This is a genomic window from Stenotrophomonas sp. 62841_Sma, assembly GCF_056482945.1.
The window spans coordinates 1,790,363-1,815,244 of the sequence record NZ_CM151224.1 but is presented as its reverse complement, the minus strand read 5'-3'; the positions used below and the strand labels follow the sequence as shown (position 1 = coordinate 1,815,244).

General features: G+C 65.6%; 23 protein-coding genes and 4 tRNA genes. 19 read left to right on the top strand and 8 right to left on the bottom strand.

Features of this window, described 5'->3' with window-relative positions; translation table 11 throughout:
* Positions 1 to 4: 4 nt before the first annotated feature.
* Positions 5 to 79: transfer RNA gene (locus tag ACZK5G_RS08570), tRNA-Glu, on the top strand.
* Between the two features lie 457 nt (positions 80 to 536).
* On the opposite strand, the gene ACZK5G_RS08565 is transcribed toward ACZK5G_RS08570, so the two are convergent.
* On the bottom strand, positions 537 to 1,961 hold the full coding sequence (locus tag ACZK5G_RS08565) for a sugar porter family MFS transporter (protein ID WP_478466024.1): 1,425 nt from the start codon (positions 1,959 to 1,961) through the stop codon (positions 537 to 539).
* A 192-nt stretch (positions 1,962 to 2,153) separates the two neighbouring features.
* Between ACZK5G_RS08565 and fdxA the strand changes: the two genes are divergently transcribed.
* A complete protein-coding gene (fdxA, locus tag ACZK5G_RS08560; RefSeq protein ID WP_004153066.1) occupies positions 2,154 to 2,477 on the top strand; it encodes a ferredoxin FdxA in 324 nt (107 codons plus the stop codon).
* Positions 2,478 to 2,720: 243 nt separating this feature from the next.
* Here the strand turns inward: fdxA and ACZK5G_RS08555 are convergent, their stop codons facing one another.
* Positions 2,721 to 3,236 (bottom strand): hypothetical protein, encoded by a 516-nt coding sequence (locus tag ACZK5G_RS08555; RefSeq protein ID WP_006432432.1) that lies wholly within the window; start codon positions 3,234 to 3,236, stop codon positions 2,721 to 2,723.
* A gap of 32 nt (positions 3,237 to 3,268) precedes the next feature.
* Positions 3,269 to 4,162, bottom strand: coding sequence for a 4-hydroxy-tetrahydrodipicolinate synthase (gene dapA / locus ACZK5G_RS08550; RefSeq protein WP_049463695.1), 894 nt, complete (start codon positions 4,160 to 4,162; stop codon positions 3,269 to 3,271).
* 164 nt (positions 4,163 to 4,326) lie between these two features.
* On the opposite strand from dapA, the gene ACZK5G_RS08545 reads away from it, so the two are divergent.
* The 10 genes from ACZK5G_RS08545 to ACZK5G_RS08500 all read left to right on the top strand — a co-directional run bounded on the left by ACZK5G_RS08545 (position 4,327) and on the right by ACZK5G_RS08500 (position 10,234).
* On the top strand, positions 4,327 to 4,887 hold the full coding sequence (locus ACZK5G_RS08545; RefSeq protein WP_005409051.1) for a glycine cleavage system transcriptional repressor: 561 nt from the start codon (positions 4,327 to 4,329) through the stop codon (positions 4,885 to 4,887).
* Between the two features lie 79 nt (positions 4,888 to 4,966).
* Positions 4,967 to 5,446 (top strand): peroxiredoxin, encoded by a 480-nt coding sequence (locus ACZK5G_RS08540; RefSeq protein WP_049445310.1) that lies wholly within the window; start codon positions 4,967 to 4,969, stop codon positions 5,444 to 5,446.
* 84 nt (positions 5,447 to 5,530) lie between these two features.
* Positions 5,531 to 6,931, top strand: a complete 1,401-nt coding sequence (locus ACZK5G_RS08535; protein WP_010484287.1) for a PhoH family protein — start codon at positions 5,531 to 5,533, stop codon at positions 6,929 to 6,931.
* Positions 6,928 to 7,434, top strand: a complete 507-nt coding sequence (locus ACZK5G_RS08530; RefSeq protein WP_478466022.1) for a hypothetical protein — start codon at positions 6,928 to 6,930, stop codon at positions 7,432 to 7,434. Before ACZK5G_RS08535 ends, ACZK5G_RS08530 begins: the two co-directional genes overlap by 4 nt.
* Before the next feature lie 12 nt (positions 7,435 to 7,446).
* Complete coding sequence (locus tag ACZK5G_RS08525; RefSeq protein ID WP_478466020.1) at positions 7,447 to 8,115, top strand: YoaK family protein; 669 nt, start codon at positions 7,447 to 7,449, stop codon at positions 8,113 to 8,115.
* Between the two features lie 64 nt (positions 8,116 to 8,179).
* Positions 8,180 to 8,989, top strand: coding sequence for a bifunctional hydroxymethylpyrimidine kinase/phosphomethylpyrimidine kinase (thiD, locus tag ACZK5G_RS08520; protein WP_049423499.1), 810 nt, complete (start codon positions 8,180 to 8,182; stop codon positions 8,987 to 8,989).
* On the top strand, positions 8,986 to 9,912 hold the full coding sequence (locus ACZK5G_RS08515; protein WP_065428277.1) for an alpha/beta hydrolase family protein: 927 nt from the start codon (positions 8,986 to 8,988) through the stop codon (positions 9,910 to 9,912). The genes thiD and ACZK5G_RS08515 overlap by 4 nt, the downstream gene beginning before the upstream one ends.
* Positions 9,903 to 9,979: transfer RNA gene (locus ACZK5G_RS08510), tRNA-Arg, on the top strand. The genes ACZK5G_RS08515 and ACZK5G_RS08510 overlap by 10 nt, the downstream gene beginning before the upstream one ends.
* A 69-nt stretch (positions 9,980 to 10,048) precedes the next feature.
* Positions 10,049 to 10,125: transfer RNA gene (locus ACZK5G_RS08505), tRNA-Arg, on the top strand.
* A gap of 32 nt (positions 10,126 to 10,157) precedes the next feature.
* Positions 10,158 to 10,234, top strand: a tRNA-Arg gene (locus tag ACZK5G_RS08500).
* An 868-nt stretch (positions 10,235 to 11,102) separates the two neighbouring features.
* Here ACZK5G_RS08500 and ACZK5G_RS08495 read toward each other — a convergent pair.
* Positions 11,103 to 12,023 (bottom strand): LysR family transcriptional regulator, encoded by a 921-nt coding sequence (locus ACZK5G_RS08495; protein ID WP_065723159.1) that lies wholly within the window; start codon positions 12,021 to 12,023, stop codon positions 11,103 to 11,105.
* A 140-nt stretch (positions 12,024 to 12,163) separates the two neighbouring features.
* Between ACZK5G_RS08495 and ACZK5G_RS08490 the strand changes: the two genes are divergently transcribed.
* Positions 12,164 to 12,865, top strand: coding sequence for a pirin family protein (locus ACZK5G_RS08490; RefSeq protein ID WP_012510689.1), 702 nt, complete (start codon positions 12,164 to 12,166; stop codon positions 12,863 to 12,865).
* Between the two features lie 115 nt (positions 12,866 to 12,980).
* Here ACZK5G_RS08490 and ACZK5G_RS08485 read toward each other — a convergent pair whose 3' ends face one another.
* Both ACZK5G_RS08485 and ACZK5G_RS08480 read right to left on the bottom strand, forming a co-directional pair.
* On the bottom strand, positions 12,981 to 15,185 hold the full coding sequence (locus tag ACZK5G_RS08485; protein ID WP_478466018.1) for a TonB-dependent siderophore receptor: 2,205 nt from the start codon (positions 15,183 to 15,185) through the stop codon (positions 12,981 to 12,983).
* Positions 15,186 to 15,332: 147 nt separating this feature from the next.
* Positions 15,333 to 16,028 (bottom strand): alpha/beta hydrolase, encoded by a 696-nt coding sequence (locus ACZK5G_RS08480; RefSeq protein WP_478466016.1) that lies wholly within the window; start codon positions 16,026 to 16,028, stop codon positions 15,333 to 15,335.
* A gap of 184 nt (positions 16,029 to 16,212) precedes the next feature.
* Here ACZK5G_RS08480 and ACZK5G_RS08475 point away from each other — a divergent pair, with 184 nt between their 5' ends.
* Positions 16,213 to 17,352 (top strand): MFS transporter, encoded by a 1,140-nt coding sequence (locus tag ACZK5G_RS08475; RefSeq protein WP_121504080.1) that lies wholly within the window; start codon positions 16,213 to 16,215, stop codon positions 17,350 to 17,352.
* Between the two features lie 82 nt (positions 17,353 to 17,434).
* On the opposite strand, the gene ACZK5G_RS08470 is transcribed toward ACZK5G_RS08475, so the two are convergent.
* Positions 17,435 to 18,553, bottom strand: a complete 1,119-nt coding sequence (locus tag ACZK5G_RS08470; protein WP_478466015.1) for an alpha/beta fold hydrolase — start codon at positions 18,551 to 18,553, stop codon at positions 17,435 to 17,437.
* 185 nt (positions 18,554 to 18,738) lie between these two features.
* Between ACZK5G_RS08470 and ACZK5G_RS08465 the strand changes: the two genes are divergently transcribed.
* Positions 18,739 to 20,085 (top strand): c-type cytochrome, encoded by a 1,347-nt coding sequence (locus ACZK5G_RS08465; protein WP_478466013.1) that lies wholly within the window; start codon positions 18,739 to 18,741, stop codon positions 20,083 to 20,085.
* Positions 20,082 to 21,008: a c-type cytochrome gene (locus ACZK5G_RS08460; protein ID WP_478466011.1), complete on the top strand. Its 927-nt coding sequence runs from the start codon at positions 20,082 to 20,084 to the stop codon at positions 21,006 to 21,008. The genes ACZK5G_RS08465 and ACZK5G_RS08460 overlap by 4 nt, the downstream gene beginning before the upstream one ends.
* A gap of 12 nt (positions 21,009 to 21,020) precedes the next feature.
* On the opposite strand, the gene ACZK5G_RS08455 is transcribed toward ACZK5G_RS08460, so the two are convergent.
* Positions 21,021 to 22,160, bottom strand: a complete 1,140-nt coding sequence (locus ACZK5G_RS08455) for an OmpA family protein (RefSeq protein ID WP_478466010.1) — start codon at positions 22,158 to 22,160, stop codon at positions 21,021 to 21,023.
* A 129-nt stretch (positions 22,161 to 22,289) separates the two neighbouring features.
* Between ACZK5G_RS08455 and ACZK5G_RS08450 the strand changes: the two genes are divergently transcribed.
* The 3 genes from ACZK5G_RS08450 (at position 22,290) to ACZK5G_RS08440 (ending at position 24,863) form a co-directional block, all read left to right on the top strand.
* Positions 22,290 to 23,392, top strand: a protein-coding gene (locus tag ACZK5G_RS08450) for an IS3 family transposase (protein WP_181859227.1) whose coding sequence is annotated in 2 segments (ribosomal slippage) — positions 22,290 to 22,548 and positions 22,548 to 23,392 — 1,104 coding nt in all. Because the reading frame shifts where the segments join, the coding sequence is not laid out codon by codon here.
* A 59-nt stretch (positions 23,393 to 23,451) separates the two neighbouring features.
* Positions 23,452 to 24,588, top strand: coding sequence for an RHS repeat-associated core domain-containing protein (locus tag ACZK5G_RS08445; RefSeq protein ID WP_478466009.1), 1,137 nt, complete (start codon positions 23,452 to 23,454; stop codon positions 24,586 to 24,588).
* The gene (locus tag ACZK5G_RS08440; protein WP_478466007.1) at positions 24,585 to 24,863 is read left to right on the top strand and encodes an immunity 53 family protein; all 279 of its coding nucleotides are present in this window, start codon (positions 24,585 to 24,587) and stop codon (positions 24,861 to 24,863) included. The genes ACZK5G_RS08445 and ACZK5G_RS08440 overlap by 4 nt, the downstream gene beginning before the upstream one ends.
* Positions 24,864 to 24,882: the final 19 nt, after the last annotated feature.

Genomic DNA, 24,882 nt, shown 5'->3' with positions numbered 1-24,882 from the left:
TTACGCTCCCTTCGTCTAGTGGTTAGGACGTGGCCCTCTCAAGGCTAAAACAGGGGTTCGAGTCCCCTAGGGAGCGCCAGTCGCCGCAGCAGGAACCGAAAAAGCCCGCCTTTGTGCGGGCTTTTCTGTTTTCCGGGGATTGCATTGGCATCGGTCGGCCTGGTCGCAGTAGCGCCTTCCTGTTCCTGCGCGGGAGGGGGCGGACCACCCCCTCCAGACGATTTCCCGCGACGGCGGCACGAACAGCCTCGCTCCTCCGCAGCCAATTCAATCCCGACGCGCAGGCCTGCGTCCGCCACCCGCAATGTGTCGAGAGGCTGCAGGCCAGCCGATCCAGGACCGTTGGCGCCATGGGTTGGGCGCATGCGCCCGACGGGTTGGGCAAGGAGCCCAACCCTGGTCTTGCCGAGTGCGCAGGACAGCGCACGCGAGCAAGGCGCCATCGAGCCCCCATGGACGGGTTTACGGCGTGTCCTGGATCGGCTGGCCTGCAGTCTCCCCACGGAGAAAGGAGGCGCTGAAACACAGGCCGGCCGTCAGCCTTCCATCTGCTCCAGCTCCTTGCCCTTGGTCTCGCGCACGTAGCGGACCACGAAGAAGATCGAAAGGATCGCCACGACCATATAGATGCCATAGGCACCGGCCAGGCCGATGCCGGCCAGCAGCATCGGGAAGGTCACGGTAATGGCGAAGTTCGAGGTCCATTGCGCCGCGCCGGCCACCGCCAGTGCCGGGCCGCGGATCTGGTTCGGGAACATTTCGCCCAGCATCACCCACATCACCGGGCCCCAGGACATGTTGAAGAACACCACATAGACGTTGGCCGCAACCAGCGCCAGCCGGCCCATGCCATCGGACAGCTGCAGGCGCCCATCGACCAGGCTGCCGCTGGCAAATGCCACCACCATCAGCACCAGCGCCACCGACATGCCAACCGAGCCGATCCACAGCAGCGGCTTGCGCCCGATGCGGTCGATCAACAGCACCGTCAGCAGGCAGGCGCCGATACTCAGCGCGCCGGACAGCACGTTGATCAGCAGCGCGTCGCTTTCCGAGAAGCCCACCGCCTGCCACAGCACCGCGCCGTAATAGAACACCACGTTGATGCCGACCAGCTGCTGGAACATGGCCAGGCCAATGCCTACCCAGAGGATCGGGCGCAGCTTGCCGGTGACCGTGTCGCGCAGGTCGCTGAAGCGCGGCTTGTGCTGATCCTGGGCCAGGCTGGCTTCGATCTCGGCCTGCTTGGTCGCCGCTGCCGCCTCGCCGTACAGCCGCGACAGTACCGCCCTCGCCTGCTGCTGACGCCCCTTCAGGACCAGGAAGCGCGGGCTTTCCGGAATCACCAGCAACAACAGCAGGAACAGCCCGGACGGCAGCGCCTGCATCCAGAACATCCAGCGCCAGGCCTCATGGCCCAGCCATAGCGGCTCGGTTGACGCCCCAGCAGCTCGGGCCAGCAGGTAATTGCTGAGGAAGGCGGTGAACAGGCCGCAGATGATCGCCATCTGCTGCACCGTGGCCAAACGCCCGCGATAGCGCGCCGAGGCCACCTCGGCAATGTAGGCCGGCGACATCACGCTGGCCGCGCCCACCGCGAAGCCGCCGAGCACGCGGGCGGCGATGAACAGCCAGGAAGCATGGGCGGCACCGGCGCCCAGCGCCGAGACCAGGAACATCAGCGCCGAGACGATCAGTACACCGCGACGCCCCAGGCGGTCGCCCAGCCAGCCCGCCAGGAAGGCACCGATCGCGCAGCCCAGCAGCATCGAAGCCACCTCGAAGCCCAGCGCGGCCTCGCTGGAGTTGAAGGCCTGGCGCAGGCCATCGACCGTGCCATTGATGACACCACTGTCGAAGCCGAACAGGAAACCGCCGAGGGTGGCCACGCAACTGATCAGGACGATGAATGCAGTGTTCTCACCACCATGGGAGGCGATGTTGGGCTGAGCTGGGGACATGAACGATCCTGCTGGGAAGGGGTCCGGCCATCCAACGCAGCCGGCTGACCCGCAGCGTCGCACAGGCCTCACCCTGCCGCCAACGACCACCACGGCCGCGCCTGCCAGACGCCCGATTTCCGCCCCGCGCCGACACCGGGGGCCAACCTGTTCTAGAATTGGCGGGTTCAGGAATCGATCCACCCCCAGCCCATGCCCTTTGTCGTCACCGAAAACTGCATCAAGTGCAAACACACCGATTGCGTGGAAGTATGCCCCGTGGATTGCTTCCACGAAGGCCCGAACTTCCTGGTGATCGACCCGGATGAGTGCATCGACTGCACCCTCTGCGAACCGGAATGCCCGGTCAATGCGATCTTCCCGGAGGACGATGTTCCTGCCGGCCAGGAGAGCTTCGTCGCCCTCAACGCCGAGCTGGCGAAGGAGTGGCCGGTACTGACCGTGCGCAAGGACCCGCCCGCCGACGCCGGCGAATGGGACGGCAAGCCGGACAAGCTGAAGCTGCTGGAGCGCTGAGAAGCGCCTCTTGCCGCAACGAAAAGGGCGCCTATGGCGCCCTTTTTCGTTGCTCGGCAGATAGCATCCGCGCGATCCGATAGGTGCCAACCGCAAGATCCGGTAGCTGCCAACCGCAAGATCCGGTAGCTGCCAACCGCAGGATCCGGTAGGTGCCAACCTTGGTTGGCACAGAAGCGCCGACCAAGGTCGGCCTCTACCCGGGCACGTGCGGACCTGGGCCCGCACCCACCCGACCGGCCCTTACTGGGCCAGCTTTGCCTTGAGCGCGGCGATCAGCTTCACCGGCGCTTCTGCAGTGGCCGGCAGGCCACGCGGGTCGACCGCGGAGATGTAGGCGCCGGCATCGACGGCGACCACGCGGACCAGGAAGTTGCTGCCTTCGTAGGCCACGTCATACGAGCCCAGCAGCTGCGCGCGGCTGGCGATGGTCACGCCTTCCACGCCTTCCAGCGCGGTGCCGACCTTGGCGAAAGCCTCGTCCTTGCCGCCGGCGATGGTGAAACCGGTGTTGCCCACGGCCGGGGCCGCAGCCACCGGGGCCGCCGGCTTGGTCGCCGAGGCAAGGGTCGGCACCTTGTTGTCACTGGTGGCGTTGGGCAGGTTCAGGTCCGGCGGCACTTCCAGCGGACGCATTTCCGGGGCCAGGGCGTAGTCGCCCTTGACGCCACGCTTGAAGCAGCCGGTGGTGCCGGCGGCAACGGCCACCGCAAGCAGGGCGTAGGACAGCACGCGGACGGTGGATACGGATTGACGCATGTGAATCTCCTGGGTCAGACCAAGACGGAAGGTCAGTGGCTGGAAAGGGCTTCGAGGGCGGCGATGTCGCCGGCAAGATGATCGGCCGCCGGATGGTGCGCCGCCGACAGCGGCAGCAGCGGCAGGCGCAGGTCGTGACCGATGCCGATACGGCGCAGCAACGCCTTGACCGGAATCGGGTTCGGCTCAACGCCGCAGAAATCATGGAACGGCTGCAGGCGCGCATCCCAGGACCCGGTGGCTTCGTGGTCGTGGGCGGCAGCCAGCTCGCACATCCGGCGGTAGGCACCGGGCAGCACGTTGGAGCCGACCGAGATCAGGCCATCGATACCCGCCTGGATCGAGCGCGCCGCCGTACCGTCGTCGCCACTGAGCACAGCAAACTGCGGGCTGCGCAGGGCGAGCAGCGCCTGCACCCGGCCGGTGTCACCCACCGCTTCCTTGATGCCGACGATGTTGGGGTGGCTGGCCAGCTCGGCCACGGTCTCCGGCTGCATGTCGCAACCGGTGCGGCCTGGCACGTTGTACAGCACGACCGGCAGCCCGCCCTGGTCGGCGACCGCGCGGTAGTGGGCGATCAGGCCAGCCTGGGTCGGCCGCACGTACGGCGGGGTGACCACCAGCGCGTGGCTGGCGCCAAGCGCGGCGGCACGGCGGGTCTGTTCGATGGTCTTGGCGGTGCCCGACAGGCCGGTACCGGCCATGACCGGGATGCGGCCGCCGATGCGCTCGACCGCGCTGGCCAGCAGCAGGTCGTACTCGGCATCGGTGAGGGTCGCTGCTTCACCGGTCGAGCCGGCTACGACAACGCCATGGACGCCACCTTCCAGTTGCAGGTGCAGCAGGCGCTGCCAACCGTCGGGATCGAGGGCGCCGTCGGCCCGGAACGGGGTCGCCAGCGCGGTGATGAGGCCGGAAAGGGACAAGGACGTGCTGCTCTTGGCTGGAAAGGGAAAACGCCCGCCACGAAAGGCCGGGGGCGACCTGAATGTTACTTGCGGCGCGAAAGCACGGGCAAGTATGCTGGACACCGGTGGATCCCCGCCTCTGGCGGGCATTCAGACTAACGCATGCATTACCCGGAATCGCCTTGACCGACACCACCCCGCGCCCCGCGCCGAGCGAAAACCACCTCCTGATCAACGCCTACACGACGCATCCGGAGTCTCCCCTGCTGTCCGTCACCCGCCGCATTGCCGACAGCGGCTGCAATCTGGTGGACGCACGCCTGGCCACGGTCGGCCGCGATGTCTCGGTCACCGCCCTGGCCACCGGCTCCTGGGACTCGGTGGCCAAGCTGGAAGCGATGCTGACCCGGCTGGAGCGCGAAGAGGGCCTGAAACTGGTCTGGTACCGCACCGCCGCCAAACAGGCGCAGTCCAACCTGCTGCCGTACATCGTCGAAGTGATCGCCGCCGACAAGCCGGGCATCCTGTTCCAGCTGGCCGATTTCTTCGACCGCCAGGGCATCACCATCGAGAACCTGCAGAGCACGCGCTACCGCGCCATGCAGACCGGTGCGGAGATGTTCAGCGCGCAGGTCACCATTGGCGTGCCGGCCAACATGCACATCGCCGCGCTGCGCGACGATTTCCTTGAATTCTGCGACCACCTGAACCTGGACGCGATCATGGACCCGATGAAATTCTGATTCTTCGCGCGCCTCTCACGGGCGCGTGGCGTTTCATGCAATTGTCGTAGAAAGAACCCAGGCTCGACAGAAGGACCTCATGAACAACGGCGATACCCTGGACAGCACCACCCTCTCCCTGCCTCTGGCGCTGTCCGGTGGCGAACAGGCCACTCTCGGCGACTACGCCGGCCACTGGCTGGTGCTGTACTTCTATCCCAAGGACAGCACCCCCGGCTGCACCACCGAAGGCATCGACTTCAACGCACTGCTGCCGAAATTCAAGAAGGCAGGCGCGGTGGTACTCGGTGTCTCGCGCGACTCGGTGAAGTCGCACGACAACTTCTGTGCCAAGCAGGGCTTCAACTTCCCGTTGGTCAGCGATGGCGACGAAGCGCTGTGCAGCGCCTTCGACGTGATCAAGATGAAGAACATGTACGGCAAGCAGGTACGTGGCATCGAACGCAGCACCTTCCTGATTTCCCCCGACAGCCGCATCGTGCAGTCCTGGCGCAAGGTCAAGGTTGCAGGTCATGCCGATGCCGTTCTCGCCGAACTGAAGGCCTCCCAGTCCAAGTGAGTCCCACTGCCTACTGTGTCTGCCATCACCCTGCCCCGCAGCAGGCCGTGGTGGTTTTTCCCTGTCCGTAACCAGGAATCGACGATGACCCGAGGCAAGCGCATCTACGTGCTGGATACCAACGTGCTGATGCACGATCCCACCGCGCTGTTCAAATTCGAGGAGCACGACGTCTACCTGCCCATGCAGGTGATCGAGGAGCTGGACAACGGCAAGAAGGGCACCTCCGAAGCGAGCCGCAACGCCCGCCAGGTGAGCCGCTTCCTCAACGAGCTGGTGCAGGAATCCGGCCTGGACAACCTGGCCGACGGCATTCCGCTGCAGCGACCCAATGGCCTGCAGCTGCGCGGCAAGCAGAGCGCCGGCAAGCTGCGCTTCCAGACCAGCCATTTCGACGCCGGCAAGAGCTTCGGCAAGGTCATCCCGGACAACGCCATCCTCGGCGCGATCCTGGCACTGAAGGAAGAAACCCCGGACCTGCCGGTGGTGTTCGTCTCCAAGGACATCAACCTGCGGATCAAGGCCGCGATCGCCGGCATCGTGTCCGAGGACTACGAGAACGACCGCGCGCTGGACGATTTCAGCCTGCTCTACACCGGCGCCACCGAGCTGCCGGAAGACTTCTGGAAGCGCCACGGCGATGACCTGCGCAGCTGGAGCGACAAGGGCCGCACGCATTACGAAATCCTTGCGCAGGATGGCGAGGAGTGGTACCCGAACCAGTACGTCTACCTGCCTGGCGAAGATGAAGTCGAGCTGCGCGTCAGCCGCGTGGTCGGCGACGGCAAGGTGGTGCTGTCACTGGTCGATGATTTCCGCCACGGCAGCCACGCCGTGTGGGGCATCAGCGCACGCAACCGAGAACAGAACTTCGCGCTCAACGCACTGATGGATCCGGAGATCGACTTCGTCACGCTGCTGGGTACCGCCGGCACCGGCAAGACCCTGCTGGCGCTGGCCGCCGGCCTGGCGCAGACGATGGACCAGCAGCGCTACCGCGAGATCATCATGACCCGCGCCACGGTCAGCGTCGGCGAGGACATCGGCTTCCTGCCCGGCACCGAGGAAGAGAAGATGACGCCGTGGATGGGTGCACTGACCGACAACCTGGAAGTGCTCACGCACAACCAGGAAGGCGGCACCTGGGGGCGCCAGGCAACCAACGACCTGCTCGCCAGCCGCATCAAGATCCGCTCGATGAACTTCATGCGCGGCCGCACCTTCCTGTCGCGCTACCTGATCCTGGACGAGGCGCAGAACCTCACCCCCAAGCAGATGAAGACGCTGATCACCCGTGCCGGCCCCGGTACCAAGATCGTCTGCCTGGGCAACGTCGAGCAGATCGACACCCCGTACCTGACCGAGACCACCTCGGGCCTGACCTACGCGGTGGATCGCTTCAAGAACTGGCCGCATAGTGCGCACATCACCCTGCGCCGAGGCGAACGCTCGCGCCTGGCCGATTACGCTTCGGAGGTGTTGTGAACCGCTGCACCCGCCTGCTGCTGCCCACGGCTGCGATCGCCCTCGCAGCCACCCTGGGTGCCTGCACCACCACGCGCGGCCCGGCCAGCGTGCCGACCGCCGAGCGCACCGGCCAATCCTGGGTGGTCACCCGCCCGATCATCGCCGCGCAGGTGCTCGATACCTGCTCGCGCCCCAGTCCCGGCCGCGAGGCCGGGCGGGTCAGTGGTTACTGGGCGCCCAGCCGGCAGCAGATCGACCAGCTGGAGGCGCAGCTGTCGTCGCTGGAATCACAGGTACCGAAGGTGCTGGACTTCGACCGCCAGTACGTCGGCATCGAAAGCGCCGGCAAGCGTCTGATCTACATCAACGCCTTCCATCTGCCCGACGACAGCGGCATCAACCCGGCACGGGAAGCGATCCGCGTCTGTGACGGCGGCACGCAGTTCTGGGGCGCGGTATTCGACCCGGCCAGCAACACCTTCAGCGAGCTGCAGTTCAACGGCGGCTTCGGCGGGCCCTGAGGGGCCCCGCCGATGGGAATACGCCTGCCCACCTGGGTCTGGATCGGCGCGGTCGCGCTCTCGTGCGTGGCCGGCATGGTCAACGTGGTCGGCTTCCTCGGTTTCGAGCACCAGGCGGTCAGCCACATGACCGGCAGCACCAGCCAGCTCGGCATGGCGCTGGCCCAGGGTGACTGGCGCGCGGTCGGCCACCTGTGGGGATTGCTGATCGCGTTTTCGCTGGGCGCGATGCTCAGCGGCCTGCTGATCCAGGACAGCGCATTGCAGCTGGGCCGCCGCTACGGTGTCGCGCTGGCGCTGGAATCGGCACTGCTGCTGGTCGCCATTCCGCTGTTCGAACAGCATCAGATCTGGGGTGCACTGGCCACCGCCATGGCCTGCGGCCTGCAGAACGCGATGGCCACCACCTTCAGTGGCGCGGTGGTGCGCACCACCCACCTCAGCGGCATGTTCACCGACCTCGGCATCGGCCTGGGCCACCTGCTGCGTGGACTGCCGCTGCAGGTTCGACGGCTGACCCTCAGCGGCCTGATCATCAGCGGCTTCCTCGGCGGCGGCATCCTCGGCGCCTGGTTGTTCATGCGCTGGCAATACGACGCCCTGCTCGCCCCCGCCCTGCTGACCGGCCTGACCGGGCTGGGTTATGTGGTGTACCAGCAGTGGGCGCGTTGGCGGCATTGAATCAAGGACATCCACGCATGGCGTGGATCTACCTTCCCCTGCGGGACCACGGCACAATCAACTGATGAGCCCGACCACTCCCGTTTCCGCCCTCACCATCGCCGGCTCCGACTCCGGCGGTGGCGCCGGTGTCCCTGCCGATCTCAAGGCCTTCGCCGCGCACCGCGTGCATGGCCTGGCCGTGTTCGCCGCGCTGACTGCACAGAACACCCGTGGCGTCACCGCCGTGCATGTGCCACCGATCGCATTCCTGCAGGCGCAGATCGAGGCCTGCTTCGATGACTTCGACATCCATGCCGTGAAACTCGGCATGCTGGCCAACGCCGAGGTGATCCATGCCGTCGCCGACGCACTGGAAAAGCATCGCCCGCCGCACGTGGTGCTGGACCCGGTGATGGTCGCCACCAGCGGCGCGCGCCTGCTGGAGGAAAGTGCGCTCAAGGCCATGCGCGAACGCCTGCTGCCGTTGGCGACGCTGGTTACGCCCAATACCCCGGAAGCAGAACTCCTGATCGGCCGGAAGATCGGCAACGGCGATGACGCCGAACAGGCTGCCTCTGCCCTGCTCGATCTCGGAGCCGGCGCAGTCCTGCTCAAGGGTGGCCACCTGCAGGAAGGCAACCGCGTGATCGATCGCTACTTCGACGGCGTCAGCAGCGAAGAATTCATCCACGCCCGCCTGCCGCTGGACGCACATGGCACAGGCTGCACGCTCGCCTCGGCCATCGCCGCGCAGCTGTGCAACGGCCTGAGCCTGGCCAATGCCTGCGAAGCCGGCATCGACTACGTTGCGCGCGGCCTGCAGCAGGGCTACGCGCCTGGCCGCAGCGAGGTGCTGGTGCTCGATCACTTCGGCGCGGCACCGCACGCATGAGCCTGACGTCGAGCGTCCTCGCCGTGCAGTGCGACGACGGCCATCGCTACGAAGTGATCGCCTGCGTGCCTGCACAGCCCATCGCGCGCCTGCTGTGGCTGCCAGCGCTGGGCGTGGCCGCGCGTCACTACCTGCCACTGGCATTGGCGCTGGCGGCGAAGGGCGTGGCGGTCTACCTGCATGAGTGGCGCGGCAACGGCAGCAGCTCACTGCGCCCGTCGCGCACGCAGGACTGGGGCTATCGCGAGGTACTCGAACAGGATCTGCCGGCCAGCCAGGCCGTCCTGGCCGCAGCCGATGACGCCGCCGACGCCCTGCCCTGGATCATCGGTGGACACAGTCTGGGCGGGCAGCTGGCCTGCGTGCATGCCGGCCGCAACCCGCAGCACTTCAACCGGCTGTGGCTGGCCGCCAGCGGCTCACCGTTCTGGCGCGGCTTCCCGCCACCGCGTGGCTGGCTGCTGCCACTGGTCTATCGTTTCCTGCCGTGGATCGCGCAACGCCAGGGCGTGCTGCATGGTCGGCGCCTCGGCTTTGGTGGCACCGAAGCGCGCGGGCTGATCGCCGACTGGGCGCGCGTTGGCCTGAACAACCACTACGCCGCGGCCGGCATGAACGAAGACCTCGATGCGCAGATGGCGCGCGTGCATGGCAGCGCACAGGCCGTGTTGATGGAGCACGACTGGTTGGCACCGACCGGATCGATGCAGACGCTGCTGGCGAAGCTGCCGAATGTGGACGCGCAGCTGCGCGTGCTGTCCGCGCAGGAATTGGGCACGCGCGCCGATCATTTCGCGTGGCTGAAGGCGCCGGAGGCCGTAGCTGACAGCTTTTTCATTCAGTTGGATGAAAATTTTCACAAAACTGTTGACGGTACGCGCCGACATCCGCATAATTCCGCTCCTGTCGCAGGGCGCCCGTAGCTCAGTTGGATAGAGTACCTGGCTACGAACCAGGCGGTCGGGAGTTCGAATCTCTCCGGGCGCACCACTCGACAGGTTTTCAGCATCCGCCGCTGGAAATGCAGTAAAATTAAGCAGTAAGTTGATTGTGTACCGCGCGCCCGTAGCTCAGTTGGATAGAGTACCTGGCTACGAACCAGGCGGTCGGGAGTTCGAATCTCTCCGGGCGCACCATACACAGTCAGCACAACAAGTTTATGTAATTGGCGCCCGTAGCTCAGTTGGATAGAGTACCTGGCTACGAACCAGGCGGTCGGGAGTTCGAATCTCTCCGGGCGCACCATTACACCGAAACAGCAGGCCCCGGCCTGCTGTTTTTTTATGTGTGTTTTTCGGCAGGGCTGCGCCCTGCACCCCTGGTAGTGCCGGCCGCTGGCCGGCAACCTCAACAGCAAAAGCAAAAGCTGGCATTCCGTGGAGTGGCGGGGCGGTGTCGGAGTGCGGGGACGCCGCAAGTACGTCCCTGTAGGCTTGGCAGCCGCTTGCTCGTGTGCGCAGTCCTGCGCACACGGCAAGACCCGGGTTGGGCCTCCTGCCCAACCCGCCCGAGGCATGCCTCGGGCCCATGCGGCTGACACCCCGCACTCCGACACCGCCCCACCTTCGACAGGTTCACGCGGCTGTTGGTAGGTGTCGACCTTGGTCGACACATCTGTCAGATATCGAATGAATTCATCCACGCATGGCGTGGATCTACCGTGTCGACCAAGGTCGACACCTACCAGAGCAGTACGCCGTTCCGACAGATCGCGGAAAACTGTCGAAGGCGGGGTGGGTCCGGTTGCGGGGGCGTGAGCCGCATGGGCCCGAGGCATGCCTCGGGCGGGTTGGGCAGGAGGCCCAACCCGGGTCTTGCCGTGTACGCAGGACAGCGCACACGAGCAAGCGGCGACCGAGCTTACATGGGTGAGGGCGCTTTGCTTGCGAAGCATTGCTTCGCAAGCGCCCGAACGCACAGCCGCCAGCGGCTGGGCCGGGCCCCGGAGGGGGACTTGCAGCGGCCCCCGCAACCGGACCCACCCCGCCTCCCCACAGGAAACCAGCTTCTGCTGTTGCTGTTGCTGTTGCTGTTGCTGTTGCTGTTGCTGTTGCTGTTGCTGTTGCTGTTGCTCCAGCTCGTAGCGGGTGCAGGGCGCAGCCCTGCCAAACCCCTACCCCCTGGCCATTGACTGCCACCACTGTGACAGCAGCTCCGGCCTGCGCAGGCGCTCTCGCCACCAGCGCAGTGCGGCGCCATCCTCGCCGGTGCGCCAAGCCAGCCAGAAGGTCTCTTCCGGCTTGTGCTCCTCCACCTCGCGGATCACCAGCTGGCCACGCGCCACCGCCGCGCGCGCGCACGGCTCGGGCAGGAAACCGAAGCCCACGCCTTCGCACTGCAGCTTCAGCTTGCTGGCCATGTCCGGCACCGTCAGCATCTCCTGCCCCATCAACAGACCGACCGTGCGCGGCAGCAGCCGCCGCGCCGAATCGGAGACCGCGATCGCGCAGTGCTCGACCAGCTGTTCGCGTCCGAGCACGCCCGGCACTGCGGCCAGCGGATGATCGGGGGCGACCGCGAACACGAACTCCACCGTGCCCAGCGGCTCGACCACGTAACCACCGCCACTGGGCCCCTCGCCCGGCGCACCGACCAGCAGGTCGGCACGGCGGTCCAGCAGGGCCTCCCAGGTGCCGGACAGGGCCTCGCCAATCAGCCGCAGCCGGGTCGGCGCCTCGGCCTCACGGAATGCGGCGATGTCCGGCCCCAACAACCAGGTCGGAAACACCGAGTCGACCGCCAGGGTCAGCTCGGTCTCCCAGCCCGAGGCCACTCGCCGCACCCGCAGCTCCAGCTCGCGCGCGGCGCGCAGCAGGTGCCTACCCTCCTCCAGCAGCGCGCGGCCGGCCTCGGTTGGTTCGGCGCGCGGTCCGACCCGGTCGAACAACTGCACGCCCAGGTCCTCCTCCAGCTTGGCCACGGTGTAGGAGATGGTCGAAGGCACTTTGTGCAGAGCCTTGCCGGCACCGGCGAACGAGCCGCGGCGGTCGATGGCGTCCAGGATCTGCAGGGCATCGAGACTGAGTTTGAGCATTCGAATTTTTCGATGATGGCTGTCAAAACTATCCGTTTTTCAAACCCCGGGCGCAAGCGGATACTTCTCTCCAACGGGGAAACACAGCGGCTACAAGCCCACCCCGCCCCATCGAAACCATCGAACAAGGAGATTCCATCATGCTGCAGATCCGCAAGAGCGCTACCCGTGGCCTGGCCGAGCATGGCTGGCTGTCCTCGCGCCATACCTTCTCCTTCGCCAACTACTACGACCCCCGCTACGTCAGCTTCGGACCGCTGCGGGTGATCAACGAAGACAAGGTGATCGGCGGCCAGGGCTTCGGCACCCACAGCCACAGCAACATGGAGATCGTTTCCTATGTGCTGGGCGGCGCGCTGGAGCACAAGGACTCGATGGGCACCGGCTCGGTGCTGCGTTACGGCGACGTGCAGCGCATGAGTGCCGGCAGCGGTGTCAGCCACAGCGAGTTCAATCACTCCGCCGACGAGACCGTGCACTTCCTGCAGATCTGGATCTTCCCGGACGCGGAGAACATTACTCCGTCGTACGAAGAGACCCACTTCGCACCGGAAACCAAGCGCGGCCAGCTGCGCCTGATCGCCTCGCCGGACGGTGCCGATGGTTCGCTGCGCATCCACCAGGATGCCCGCATCTTCGCCACCATCCTCGATGGCGGCCAGAAGCTGCACCACGCCCTCGGCAACGGTCGTGGCGCCTATGTGCAGGTGGCCCGAGGCCAGCTGCAGGTCAATGGCATCACCCTGGAAGCCGGTGATGCGCTGCAGGTCAGCGACGAAGCGCAGCTGACCCTGGAGAACGGCAACGACGCCGAAGTGCTGGTGTTCGACCTGCCGCTGTAACGACAACGCCCGCGATGCCGAAAAGCATCGCGGGCGTATTTGTAGAGCCGAGCCATGCTCGACTGCGGTTTGACAGCCAGCCGAGCGCGGGCTCGGCTCTACAGCACCACCGGCGTCAGAACTTGTACGTCATCGCCAACCGCACGTTGCGCGGCTCACCCCAGGTGTAGGTGCTGTACCAGCTGAAGATCGTGTAGTAACGCTTGTCCAGCAGGTTGTTGACGTTGAGCGTAGCCGACAGGCGATCGTTGAATTCATAGCGCGCCATCGCATCCAGCAGCCAATAGGGCTGGGTGCGATGCACCACCTTGGCCTGCGTGGCCGGGTTGGTGATCTCGCCGAAAGTGGAATCCTGCCAGCGCGCGCCACCGCCCAGCGTCAGCCCCTTCCAGTCGCCGCGCAGGCGGTAGCTGGTGTGCAGGCTGAACTGGTTTTCCGGCTCCAGTGTGGTCACCTTGGCACCGGCCTGGCGGGCGATCTTGTGCGAGAACCCACCCTGCACCTGCCAGCCCTCGGCCAGCTGGCCCGACATTTCCAGCTCGTAGCCCTTGGTACGCACGCCCATCAGGGCGCGATACGCATCCTGCCCGTCCGGCGTCTTGCCACCAGTGGGCTGGGCGAAGTTGTCCTGGTCGAGCTGGAACAGCGCCGCACTGGCGTTGAAGCGCCCATCGAGGAACTCGGCCTTCAGGCCCATCTCGTAGCTGCGGCCTTCCAGCGGATCCAGTGCCTTGCCCTGCTCGTCGCGTTCGCTATGCGGTTTGAAGATGGTGCTGTAGCTGGCATACACCGAATAGTGCTCGCCAAGGTCGTAGACCACGCCGGCATACGGTACGAACACGCCGGTTTCGCGCGTCTGCGGCGAACGGTAGCTGGCCAGGCGGCTGCCGACGATCACCTTCAACGGATCGGCCACGTCGAAGCGGCCGACCACGTACAGGCCGTTCTCACGCGTCACTTCGTTGTTGCTGTAGCTGCGCTGCCACTCCGGCTCGGGAATGTCGCCATTCCAGGTTCTGTAGTCCGGCACGGTATCCGGGAACCCCGCCTGCGGGCCGTAGCCGGTATTGGTCCAGCGCTTGCGCGAGGCGCTGCCACCGACCACCAGCTCATGCTCCCGCCCGAACAGGCCGAAATGACCGCTCACATAGAAGTCGGCAGCATTGCTGACGGTCTTGCCAACGTACTTGCCGAGCCACAGGCTGACGCCCTCGCCGGTCAACGGATCGGGATTGCCGGCGGCGGCGCCGGCCAGTGCGGCGTCATAGCCGTTGACCTGGTGGTTGAGTTGCAGCTTGGCAACCCAGTCATTGTTGAACGTGTGCTCCAACGTGGCAAAGCCGGTGCGCACATACTGGCGCCAGCCACTCCAGCGGGTGCCGTTGTTGAACGAACGCGGCATGTCATTGAAGTTGCCGGCACTGTCCAGCAGCGGGATGCCACCCCAGGTCGAGCCCTTCGGGTCGCTGTCCATCGTATCGCCACCCACGGTCAGCAGCGTGCGCTCGCCCAGATCGGCTTCCAGCACCGCGTAGCCCACCTTGCTGGTGCGCTGGTAGAAGTCGAGATTGGAATGCTTGTCCTGCCAGGCGCCCACCGCACGACCGCGCACGCGTCCATCGGCGGTCAACGGGCCGCCAACATCGATCTCGGCACGATAGTCATCCCAGCGGCCCACACCCAGCGTCGCACTGCCGGCGAACTCCTTGCCCGGCTTCTTGCGCACCAGGTTGATGGTCGCGCCCGGATCGCCCATGCCGGTGAGCAGGCCGGTCGCGCCCTTGAGCACTTCGATGCGGTCATAGATCGCGGTATCGCTGAGCGTGTTGCCCGCCGAATAGGCCGAGTCACGCGACATCGGGATGCCGTCGTACTGGAAGTTCTGCACGGCGAAGCCGCGCGCGTAGTACTCGGTGCGCTCGCTGTCGTAGGTCACGATGCTGATGCCGGGGGTCACCCGCATCACGTCATCGATGCCGTTCAGGCCAAAGTCGTCCATCTGAGCGCGGGTAATGACGCTGATGGTCTGCGGGGTCTGCCGTGGCGTCAGCACCAGGCGGGTGGCGGTGGCGATGGTGCCGGGCGTGTACGCGCCGCTGCCCTCGGTGATGGTGCCGAGCAGGTTGGCGGTGACCTGCACGGTCTGCAGGGTCTGCGATGCCGGGGCCTCGGCGGCCTTGTCCGGCTCGGTGGCGGACTGCGCGGCTGCGATGCCGCTGCTGGCCAGTGCGGTGATCAGCAGGCCCTGGGCAAGCGCCTGCGGCAACGCACGGCGACGCGGCAATGGGGACGGAATACGGGCATCAGGCACAGACAGCACGACGGGACCTCCACGATCGGGTGGGATCCTCTGGCGGCGGCTGGAGGGAAGACGGGGACGCGGCCAGATGGCCGCAGGCGCAGGAGTGTACTCCCCTGCGCCCCGGCTGTCGTGCGATGTGCTGTGGTGCGGCGCGCTGCCGCAGGCTCAGCCGCCGATGGCGGCGCAGGCCTCCAGGATCAGCGCGGTCACCTCCTTCGGCTGCGAGGCCAGCGAGGCATGGCTGGCATCCAGCTCCAGCAGTCGTTTGGGCTGCATGCGCGTGGCCATGGCCCTCTGGTTCTCCGGCGCGATCATGCGGTCGTGGCGGGACAGCTGGTACCAGCTCGGCCTGTGCTTCCACGCCGGGTCGCTCACCGCATCACCGAAGGTGCTGGCCAGCGGTGCCTTCTGGGTCACCGCCATCACCCAGCCCTCGTCTTCGCTCAGATCCTGGCAGAAGCTCTCATGGAACTTGTCCGCACGCAGCCACAGGTAGCCATCGCTGTCCGGCGCAAGGTTCGGCGCCGCCTCCGGCAGGTGCTGCTGGGTGATGCCACCGGGGCTCTCGCCGGCATCAGGCGCGAAAGCGGCGATGTAGACCAGGCCCTTCACGTTGTCCTCGTTGCCGACCTGGCTGATCACCGCGCCGCCATAGGAGTGGCCGACCAGCAGCACCGGCCCGTCGATCTGCCGGATCATTTTCCGGGTGCGTCCTGCATCATCAGCCAACGACGTGAGCGGCAACTCCACCGCCTGCACACGGTCATGGCCGTTGCGATGCAGTTCCAGGATCACCTTGGCCCAGTGTGCGGCCCCGCCCCAGAAGCCGTGGACGAGGAGGATGGTCGGTGTCGTGCTCATGTACAGGTCTCCGGCAGCGGGCGGCGGAATGCCGACCGTGCAGCCACTGTCCGTGGGCGACGTTAATCGCCAGTGACGCGATTGGGTCACTGCAATCGTATGCGTCGCCCGATATCACGCATGGCACTTGCCGAGCCGTCCTGAAAACGTTTTCATGAACACCCCCTGGAGCTTCGCACCGCGCATGACGCCTTCATCCCCACGTGCCCAACAGCACGCCACCCGTGCCGCCTTCTTCATCCCTGGATTCGCCACCGCCGCATGGGCGCCGATGGTGCCCTACGCCAAGGCCAAGGCCGGACTGTCCGACGCCAGCCTCGGCGCGGTGCTGCTGTGCCTCGGGCTCGGCTCACTGCTGGCGATGCCACTGGCAGGTGCGCTGACCGGGCGGCTGGGATGCCGCCGGGTGATGGTGATCACCTGCGCGACGATGCTGTGCGCCCTGCCCTTGCTGGTGCTGGCGCCCTCTCCGGTAGCGCTGGGCGCGGCCCTGTTCGTGTTCGGCGCCGGCGTCGGTGCACTGGATTGTGCGATGAACATGCAGGCGGTCGCGGTCGAGCGCGACGCCGGGCGCGCGATGATGTCCGGATTCCATGCCTTCTACAGCATCGGCGGCTTCGTCGGTGCCGGCTGCATGACCGGCATGCTGATCCTGGGTACGCCGCTGTGGCTGGCCGCGTTGGTTTCGGTGGCCGCTCTGCTGCTGGTGGCAGTGCTGTCGGCACCGCACTGGCGCCCACAACGGATCCTGCATGAAGGCCCCCTGCTGGCACTGCCGCATGGCGTGGTGCTGTTCATCGGCGTGCTGGCCTTCGTGGTGTTCCTCGCCGAGGGCTCGATGCTGGACTGGAGCGCGGTGTTCCTCGCCGAAGTGCGGCAGGTGCCACGTGACCAGGCCGGTGCCGGCTTCGCACTGTTCACCCTGGCGATGACCGCGATGCGCCTGTTCGGCGACGGCATCGTCGAGCGCCTCGGCCGGACCCGCACCCTGGTCTTCGGCGGCATCACCGCTGCTGCGGGTTTCACCCTGGCGACGCTGGTGCCATCGTTCCCGGTGGCGCTGGCCGGCTACGTACTGGTCGGGCTGGGCTGCGCCAACATCGTGCCGGCGCTGTTCTCGATGGCGGGCCAACAGCGGGTGATGCCGGAGAGCATCGCCATCACCGCGGTCACCACGCTGGGCTACGCCGGCATCCTCGCCGGACCGGCAGCGATCGGCGCACTCGCACACGCTACCAGCCTCGGCTTCGCCTTCCTCTGCGTGGCCGCGCTGCTGCTGGGCGTCGCGGCGTCTGCGCGCTCGCTGGCAAGACGGGTGGCCTGACAGAAAAAAGGGGACGGAGGGGATTAAGTCGTTTCTGGCCCAGCTGTGCGAGAAACGACTTAATCCCCTCCGTCCCCTTTTCTCAGCTGCGTGTCAGCCACTCGGCCTGGGCCGGCAGCTGGGGCGCCGGGCAGGCACTCTGCGGATGGTGCTCGTCGCGCGCCATCCAGTCATCGACCACTCCGGCCAGCAGGTCCAGCCGCAGCGGCAGGGTGATGTGGTCCTCGCCGCGCATCTCGATGTAGTGCGCGCGCGGATTGGCCTGCGCCAGTTCGCGGCCCTGGCTGACCGGAATGTGCTGGTCGCCCTGGCCGTGCAGCAGCAGTACGCAGGCGCGGGTATCGGCCAGCGCGCGCGCTACATCCACGCGGTCCAGATCGACGTCGATGCGGCGGCTGGCGGCGGCGATCACCTGGTTGATGTCCTGGCCGCCGTAGCGCCAGCGCGCGTACGACGCCACCGCCTGCGCCTTCAGGCCTTCCGGCTGCAGTCCCATCAGGTGCGGAATCATCGTGCGGATCGCCACACCGGCATTGGCGAACGATTCCATCGCCACCACGCCTTCCACCTGGTCACCGAGCTTGTCGGCGGTGAATACCGCTGTGGCGGCGCCATAGGACACGCCGAACAGGTACAGCGGGCCGGTTACTTCACCACGCGCGCGCAGCTCACCGATTACATCGACCACATCGTCGGATTCATAGGTGCCGTATCCGGACGGGCCTGCACCGGACTGTCCATGGTTGCGCAGGTCCAGCGTGATCACGCGATAGCCGGATTCGGCCAGCTGCAGCGACCACGGCAGCATCGAATCGCCGTTCATCATCCAACCGTGCAGCAGCACCACGGTGCCGCGCGGGGCCTGCGCGCGGAACGGTTGCGGTACTGCCAGGCTCAGGCCGGTATCCAGCGGCAGGCCGTTCTCGTGGCGCTGCGGCAGGTAGTGATAACGCGCGCCGTAGTCGCCGGGATCGAACACACGCCAGAAGATCGGCACGCCATCGCGGCCCGGCGCGAAGCCATGGCGGTTGGGCAGTTCGGCGATGGCCGCGGCAATACGCGGGCGATCGAGCAGGGTCGATACGCCACCTGGCGCGATCAGCCTGTCGGCGAGCGAGGTGGACGAGGCATTGATCGAGGAGGAGCATGCAGCCAGCCACAGGCCGACGCACGCCAGCAACAACAGCAGCAGGCGCTTCATATCACGTCATTGGGGTGAATCAGACAGGCTGGGACGTTAACGCCCCGATAGACCGGTCATCTATCGCGCGCGGATGACGGCTTGATGACAACGCAGGAACGATTCAGCTTGGTGTACAAGCTGTATCCGTTCAGTCATTGATCCGGATCAATGAACGCGCGCGCGGGATTGCCCACAGTGCCGCCATGCGCACCTCGCTCAAGCTCGCCATTGCCCTGGCCGCCACGTTTGCCGCCGCCTACGGCATCGCCCGCACCACGCCCTACTGGTTCGCACCGCGACAGACGGCGCAGGTCGACATCCACGATCCGACGCTGATCGCGCAGGGACAGTACCTGTCGCGCGCCGCCGACTGCGCCGCCTGCCACACTGCGCCGGGCGGCAAGCCGTTCGCCGGTGGCCTCGGCATGCAGACGCCGATGGGCACGATCTACTCGACCAACATCACGCCCGATCCGGACACCGGCATTGGCGCCTACGACTACGCCGACTTCGAGCGCGCGGTCCGTCGCGGCATCCGTCACGATGGGCAGCCGTTGTATCCGGCAATGCCGTATGCCTCATACGTGATCGCCAGCGATGCCGAGATCAAGGCGCTGTACGCCTACTTCATGGGCTCGGTGCAGCCGGTGAAGCAGGGCAACGCCGACAGCACGATCCCGTGGCCGGCCAACATGCGCTGGCCACTGGCCTGGTGGCAGCTGCTGTTCGCACGCCCGCGTACGTTCAACCCGGATCCGTCGCTGGATGCCAGCCAGCAGCGCGGCGCCGAACTGGTGGAAGGCCTGGCCCACTGCGGCGCCTGCCACACGCCACGCGGCCTGGCGTTCCAGGAAAAGGCGATGGCCGATGATGGCAGCCGCCAGTTCCTGTCCGGCTCGGTGCTGGAAGGCTGGTATGCGAAGAACCTGCGCAATGAATCAACCGGTCTGGCCAGCTGGAACGAGGGCGAGATCGTCGACTTCCTGCGCACCGGACGCACCGATCGCTCCGCGGCCTTCGGCGGCATGGCCGACGTGGTCGAGCACAGCACCCAGTACCTGTCCGACGCCGACCTGCTGGCGATGGCCCGCTACCTGAAACAGCTGCCGGCACGCGAGGGCCGCAGTGCGCAGTGGTCGCCGGGTACCGACACCACCACCGCCGCACTGCGCAGTGGCGACTATCGCGTGGCCGGCTCGCTGGCCTATGCCGAGCATTGCCAGGCCTGCCATCGCGCCGACGGCCGCGGCATGCCACGGGTCTACCCGGCCCTGGCCGGCAACTCGATCGTGTTCGCCGATGACCCCAGCTCGCTGGTGCAGGTGACCCTGATCGGCGGCCGCACGCCGCATACCCCGCACGATCGCATGGCCTTCACCATGCCCGGCTTCGAGCAGCTGCCGAATGCGCAGCTGGCACAGATCCTGACCTTCATCCGCAGCAGCTGGGGCAACCAGGCCAGCGCGGTGAGCGAGGTCGACGTGGCGCGCATGCGCCGGGTGGTGCGTGACAAGCCGGTGCACTACGTTCCGCAGGAGGCCGCACGATGAAACGTTCGCGCAAACGCTCCCGCCTGCTGGTCGGCAGCGTGGTCACCCTCGTGCTGCTGGCCGGCGCCGGCACCCTCGCCTATCGCCATCTGTACCCGGACCTGGATGCTGCCGTAGCCAGCACGATGGATATCCTCGATGCGCAGGGCAAGGTGGTCGGCCACTACCACGCACCCAGCGCCGAAGAGATCGCCGGGCTTGGCAATGCCGAATCGGTGATGCTTGGCCGCCGCCTCCTCAACGAGACCGCACGGCTGCTGCCGGACAACGTCGGCAACGATCTGAACTGCAATTCGTGCCACATGGCCGAGGGCAAGCGACCGTTCGGCAACCACTATTTCAACACCGGCGGCGGCGCCTATCCGCGTTACATGCCGCGCCCGGGCAAGGTGATCGGGCTGACCGAGCGCATCAATGGCTGCCTGCAGCGCTCAATGAACGGCAAGCCGCTACCGAAGGACTCACCGCAGATGCGCGCGATGCTCGACTACATGGCGTGGCTGAGCAGTCCCGTGCCAGACGGTGCAAAGGTGGCCGCCCCCAGCGAGGGCCCCATCGACAGCACGCTGACCCCGGACCCGATCCGTGGCCAGGCGCTGTACGCCGTGCAGTGTGCCGCCTGCCATGGCGACAACGGCGAAGGCAGGCGCGACGCCAGTGGTGATATCGCCTTCCCGCCGCTGTGGGGCGACCACAGCTTCAACATCGGCGCCGGCATGGCGCGCCTGTACAAGGCGGCCGGTTTCGTCAAGCACAACATGCCGCCGGCGGTGACCCGCGAGCCGCCACTGGGGCAGCAGGTGATGCCCGACCAGGATGCGGTGGACATCGCCAGCTACTTCATCAACCAGCCGCGGCCGGACTTCGCCAACAAGGCCAAGGACTGGCCGCGCGACCCGAAACCCAAGGACGCGCGGTACTGAGGAGGGCGTGGTTCAGCGCTTGACCAGCTCGACCCGGCGATTGCGCGCCTTGCCTTGCTCGCTGCCATTGTCGGCCACCGGCCTGTCGGCGCCGAAGCCGGCCGCCTGCAGGCGGTCGGCGTTGCCCCCCTTGGCGGTCAACGCCGCCACCACCGACCGCGCACGATCCTCGGACAAGCTGCGGTTGTGCGCGGCCGCGCCACTGTTGTCGGTGTGGCCTTCAATCGACAGTTTCAGCGACGGGTCGGCACGCAGCAGGTCCAGCACCTGCGCCAGTTGCGGTTCGGACGTCGGCAGGATCTGCGCCTTGTCGGTGGCGAAGTTGACCTGGATCGCCACGCGGCCGTCGCTGTCCAGCTTCTTCTTCAACGCATCGGCCGGCAGCAGCGCCGCGGTCTGGGTGAAACCCTTGCGCTCGACCACGACCCAGCCTGCGCTGAGGTATTCGAGGCGAGCATGCACCCACACCTGGCGGCCGTCAGCCAGATCGACGCGATAGACCACGGTGTCATAGTTGTCCCAGCTGTAGCTGGCCGCGTTGCCGTAGGACGACTGCACCTGCTTCGACACGCCCTCGGCCGCCTCGTGCGGGATGCGCCCCTCGAACACCTCGGTGCCGTTGACCTGGGCCATCATCGCCTCAAGGTTGCGACGGACTTCATGCATCGAGTATTCGCGCTCGCCCTTGTCGAAATCGGCAGCGAAGGTGCGGCCCTCGACCGGTTCGAAGTGATCTCCGGTCCAGAACGGGAAGGCATCGAAATCACGCTGCTCGGGCGTGTTGCGCTCGCGATAGCCGGCCGGCAGGGACAGGTGCGGGAAACGGTCCGACCACTGCGCGGTGGCCTTGAACGGCACGTCATCCACGACCACCAGACCGGCGCCGTTGCTGTCCACTGCCAGCTGCACCCACACGGTGCGGTTGACCTGGCGCAGCACGTAGACGGTGGTGGGTGCGTCCTGTTCACCGTTCACCGCATCGATGAAGCCACCCCCGATCTCGCCTTCCAGTTGCGGGCCGTAGTAGATGTCGCGCAGCAGCTTGCCTTCAAAGACCTTGCGGCCGCCGGCGGCGGTGATCACGCCGTCGAAGTTGCGCTGCACTTCCAGCGCGGAGAACGCCTTGTCGGGGGCCGCCTCACTGTCGGTCACGATGCGTGCCGACCAGCTCGGACCTTCCGCCCAATGCACACCCTCGCCCATCCGGAACGGGAAGTGACCTGCCCGGTTTCTCCGAGACATTGATATCTAGGAAGATGGCTCCAATCGGAAGATGAGCCCATGAAGAAGAGTCGATTCTCAGAAGAGCAAATGGTGACGATCCTGCGCGAGGCAGATCGCACGACGGTGGCGGAGGCCGCCAAGAAACACAAGGTCAGCGACGCCACGATCTACGCTTGGCGCAAGCACTTCGGGCAGATGCAAGCAGCCGATGTCAAACGCCTCAAGGCCTTGGAGCTTGAGAACAGCCGTTTGAAGAAGCTGCTGGCCGAGCGCGATCTTGACATTGAGATCCTCAAGGAGATCAACGCAAAAAAATGGTGAGCCCGCTGGCGCGGCGCGAGCAACTGGACTTCGTGCGTGCACGGGGCCTGAGTCTGCGCCGCGCCTGCGGGCTGATCGGAATGTCCCGGGCCACGCCGAGCTATCAGTTGCGCCTGCCGGCCAGGGATGCGCCGGTGCTCGCTGCGATGCGGGAGCTCTCGGCGCAGTACCCAAGATACGGCTACCGCCGCATCCGCATCTTCTTGCGCCGCAAGGGCTTCGAGCTGAGTTGGTCGCGTACGCATCGCTTGTGGCGCCGGGCGGGACTGCTGGTGCCCCGAAAGCGTCCACGCAAGCGCATCGCCTCGGTACGCCCGCGCATTCATACGCCCTTCAAGGCCAACATGGTCTGGGCCTATGACTTCGTCTTCGACACCACGGCCAGTGGTCAACAGATCAAGTGCCTGACCGTCGTGGACGAATACACCCGAGAGTGCCTTGCCATCGACGTGGCCGGGGCCATTCGCTCCAGGCGCGTGATCGAAGTGCTGTCGCGGCTGGTGAGCCTGCACGGCGCGCCGCTGTTCATGCGTTCGGACAACGGGCCGGAGTTCGTCAGCCACGCCATTCTGGAGTGGATCGCCCACTCGGGCATCGCCACCGTGCTCAACGACCCCGGCAAGCCGTGGCAGAACGGCACAGACGAAAGCTTCAACGGCAAGTTGCGCGACGAATGCCTGTCCATCGAGTGGTTCCGCTCGCGCCGCGAGGCCGCCGTGCTGATCGAAGCCTGGCGCGTTCACTACAACGAGGTGCGACCCCATAGCAGCCTGCAATACTTGACTCCGACGGAGTTCAAGCAGCAACCCCGTCACAACCTGCAACCCGCTGTCTTCTAGTTAAAACTGTCTCGATTAAACCGAGCAGGTCACACTACCAGTACGACGCCCGCGGCAACATGACCCAGCGCTGGCACAATGGTAAGGAGAGCCGCTACACCTGGGACCTGTTCGACCGGCTCACCCACTACGAGGACGAGCGCCTGGCGGTCGACTACACCTACGACGCCCTGGGCCGTCGGCTGTCCAAGCACAGCCAAGCGCATTACGAGGAAAGAAGAGAGGCGGGTCCGCTCTGGAACCGCGCCGAGCGCGTCAAGCGCAACCGCGAGCTGCTGTGCGGCTTCACGCTCTTCGGCTGGGATGGTGACAACTTGGCCTGGGAGAGCAAGATTGCCGACGAAGACGGCCTGGGTGCGCGCACCACGCACTACGTCTACGAGCCGGGCAGCTTCGTGCCGGTAGCGCAGGCGGTGCGTGAGGAAGCCATCGCGCTGCTCGATCAACCAGAATACGGTGACTACTACCGACAGGACGAAGACCCGCTGTGGTTCCCACCACCGCCGGCGCCGACCATCGACAGCCTGGCCTGGTACCAAACCGACCACCTGGGCACGCCGCAGGAACTGACGGACGAGCGGGGCGATATTGCCTGGGCCGCCGAATACCGGGCTTGGGGGGTGGTGAAAGAAGCGCTGCGCAAGGCATCGGGCAAGGCACCAATCGTTAACCCGATTCGTTTCCAGGGGCAGTACCATGACCACGAGACGGGGCTGCACTACAACCGCTATCGGTACTACGATCCGGAAGTGGGGCGTTTCGTCAGCAAGGACCCAACAGGGTTTACTGGTGGGTTGAACATCTTCCAATATGTACCAAACCCTGCAACATGGGTTGATCCATTGGGGCTGGCAAAACAGTGTGCGAAATGCTTGCCAAATTGCAATGACCACACTATCCAAGGTCCAAAAGACGCTACCCAAATGGCACAAGAGCTATCACAGCAAATCAACAAGAATTCGGCTTCTTTCTCTACTCCCGCCACACAGGGACATATAGATTTGCAGGGTGCGACGCATTTTGACAAAGCCACGGGAACAGATATCCCTACTCCTCACGTGCAATCACGTACGGTTAATGTCGGGCCAAACGGACAAGTGACAACGTCTAAGAAGACAGAGGTTACGACAGCAGCAACAAAGCAGGATGTACGTGTCGCACGAGAGTTGGCAAGACGCAGGGGACTTTGCAAATGAGTGATTTATTCGTAGAACTTCAGAAATGGTACGCATCACAATGCGACGGTGTCTGGGAACATTCCTACGGAATTGAGATCGTCAACATCGACAACCCAGGATGGCGGATAACAATAACAGGGGCCTCAGAGAGAGACGTAGTTGAAGAGAAAATTGATCGGAGCGACGATAATTGGGTGCGAATCAACGCCGAGTCAACCAAATTCATTGGATATGGTGGGCCAGAGAATTTAGAGGAACTCATACGTCGAGCTGCTAATTGGCTTCGAAAATAAGACTAGCGTTGGCTGATAG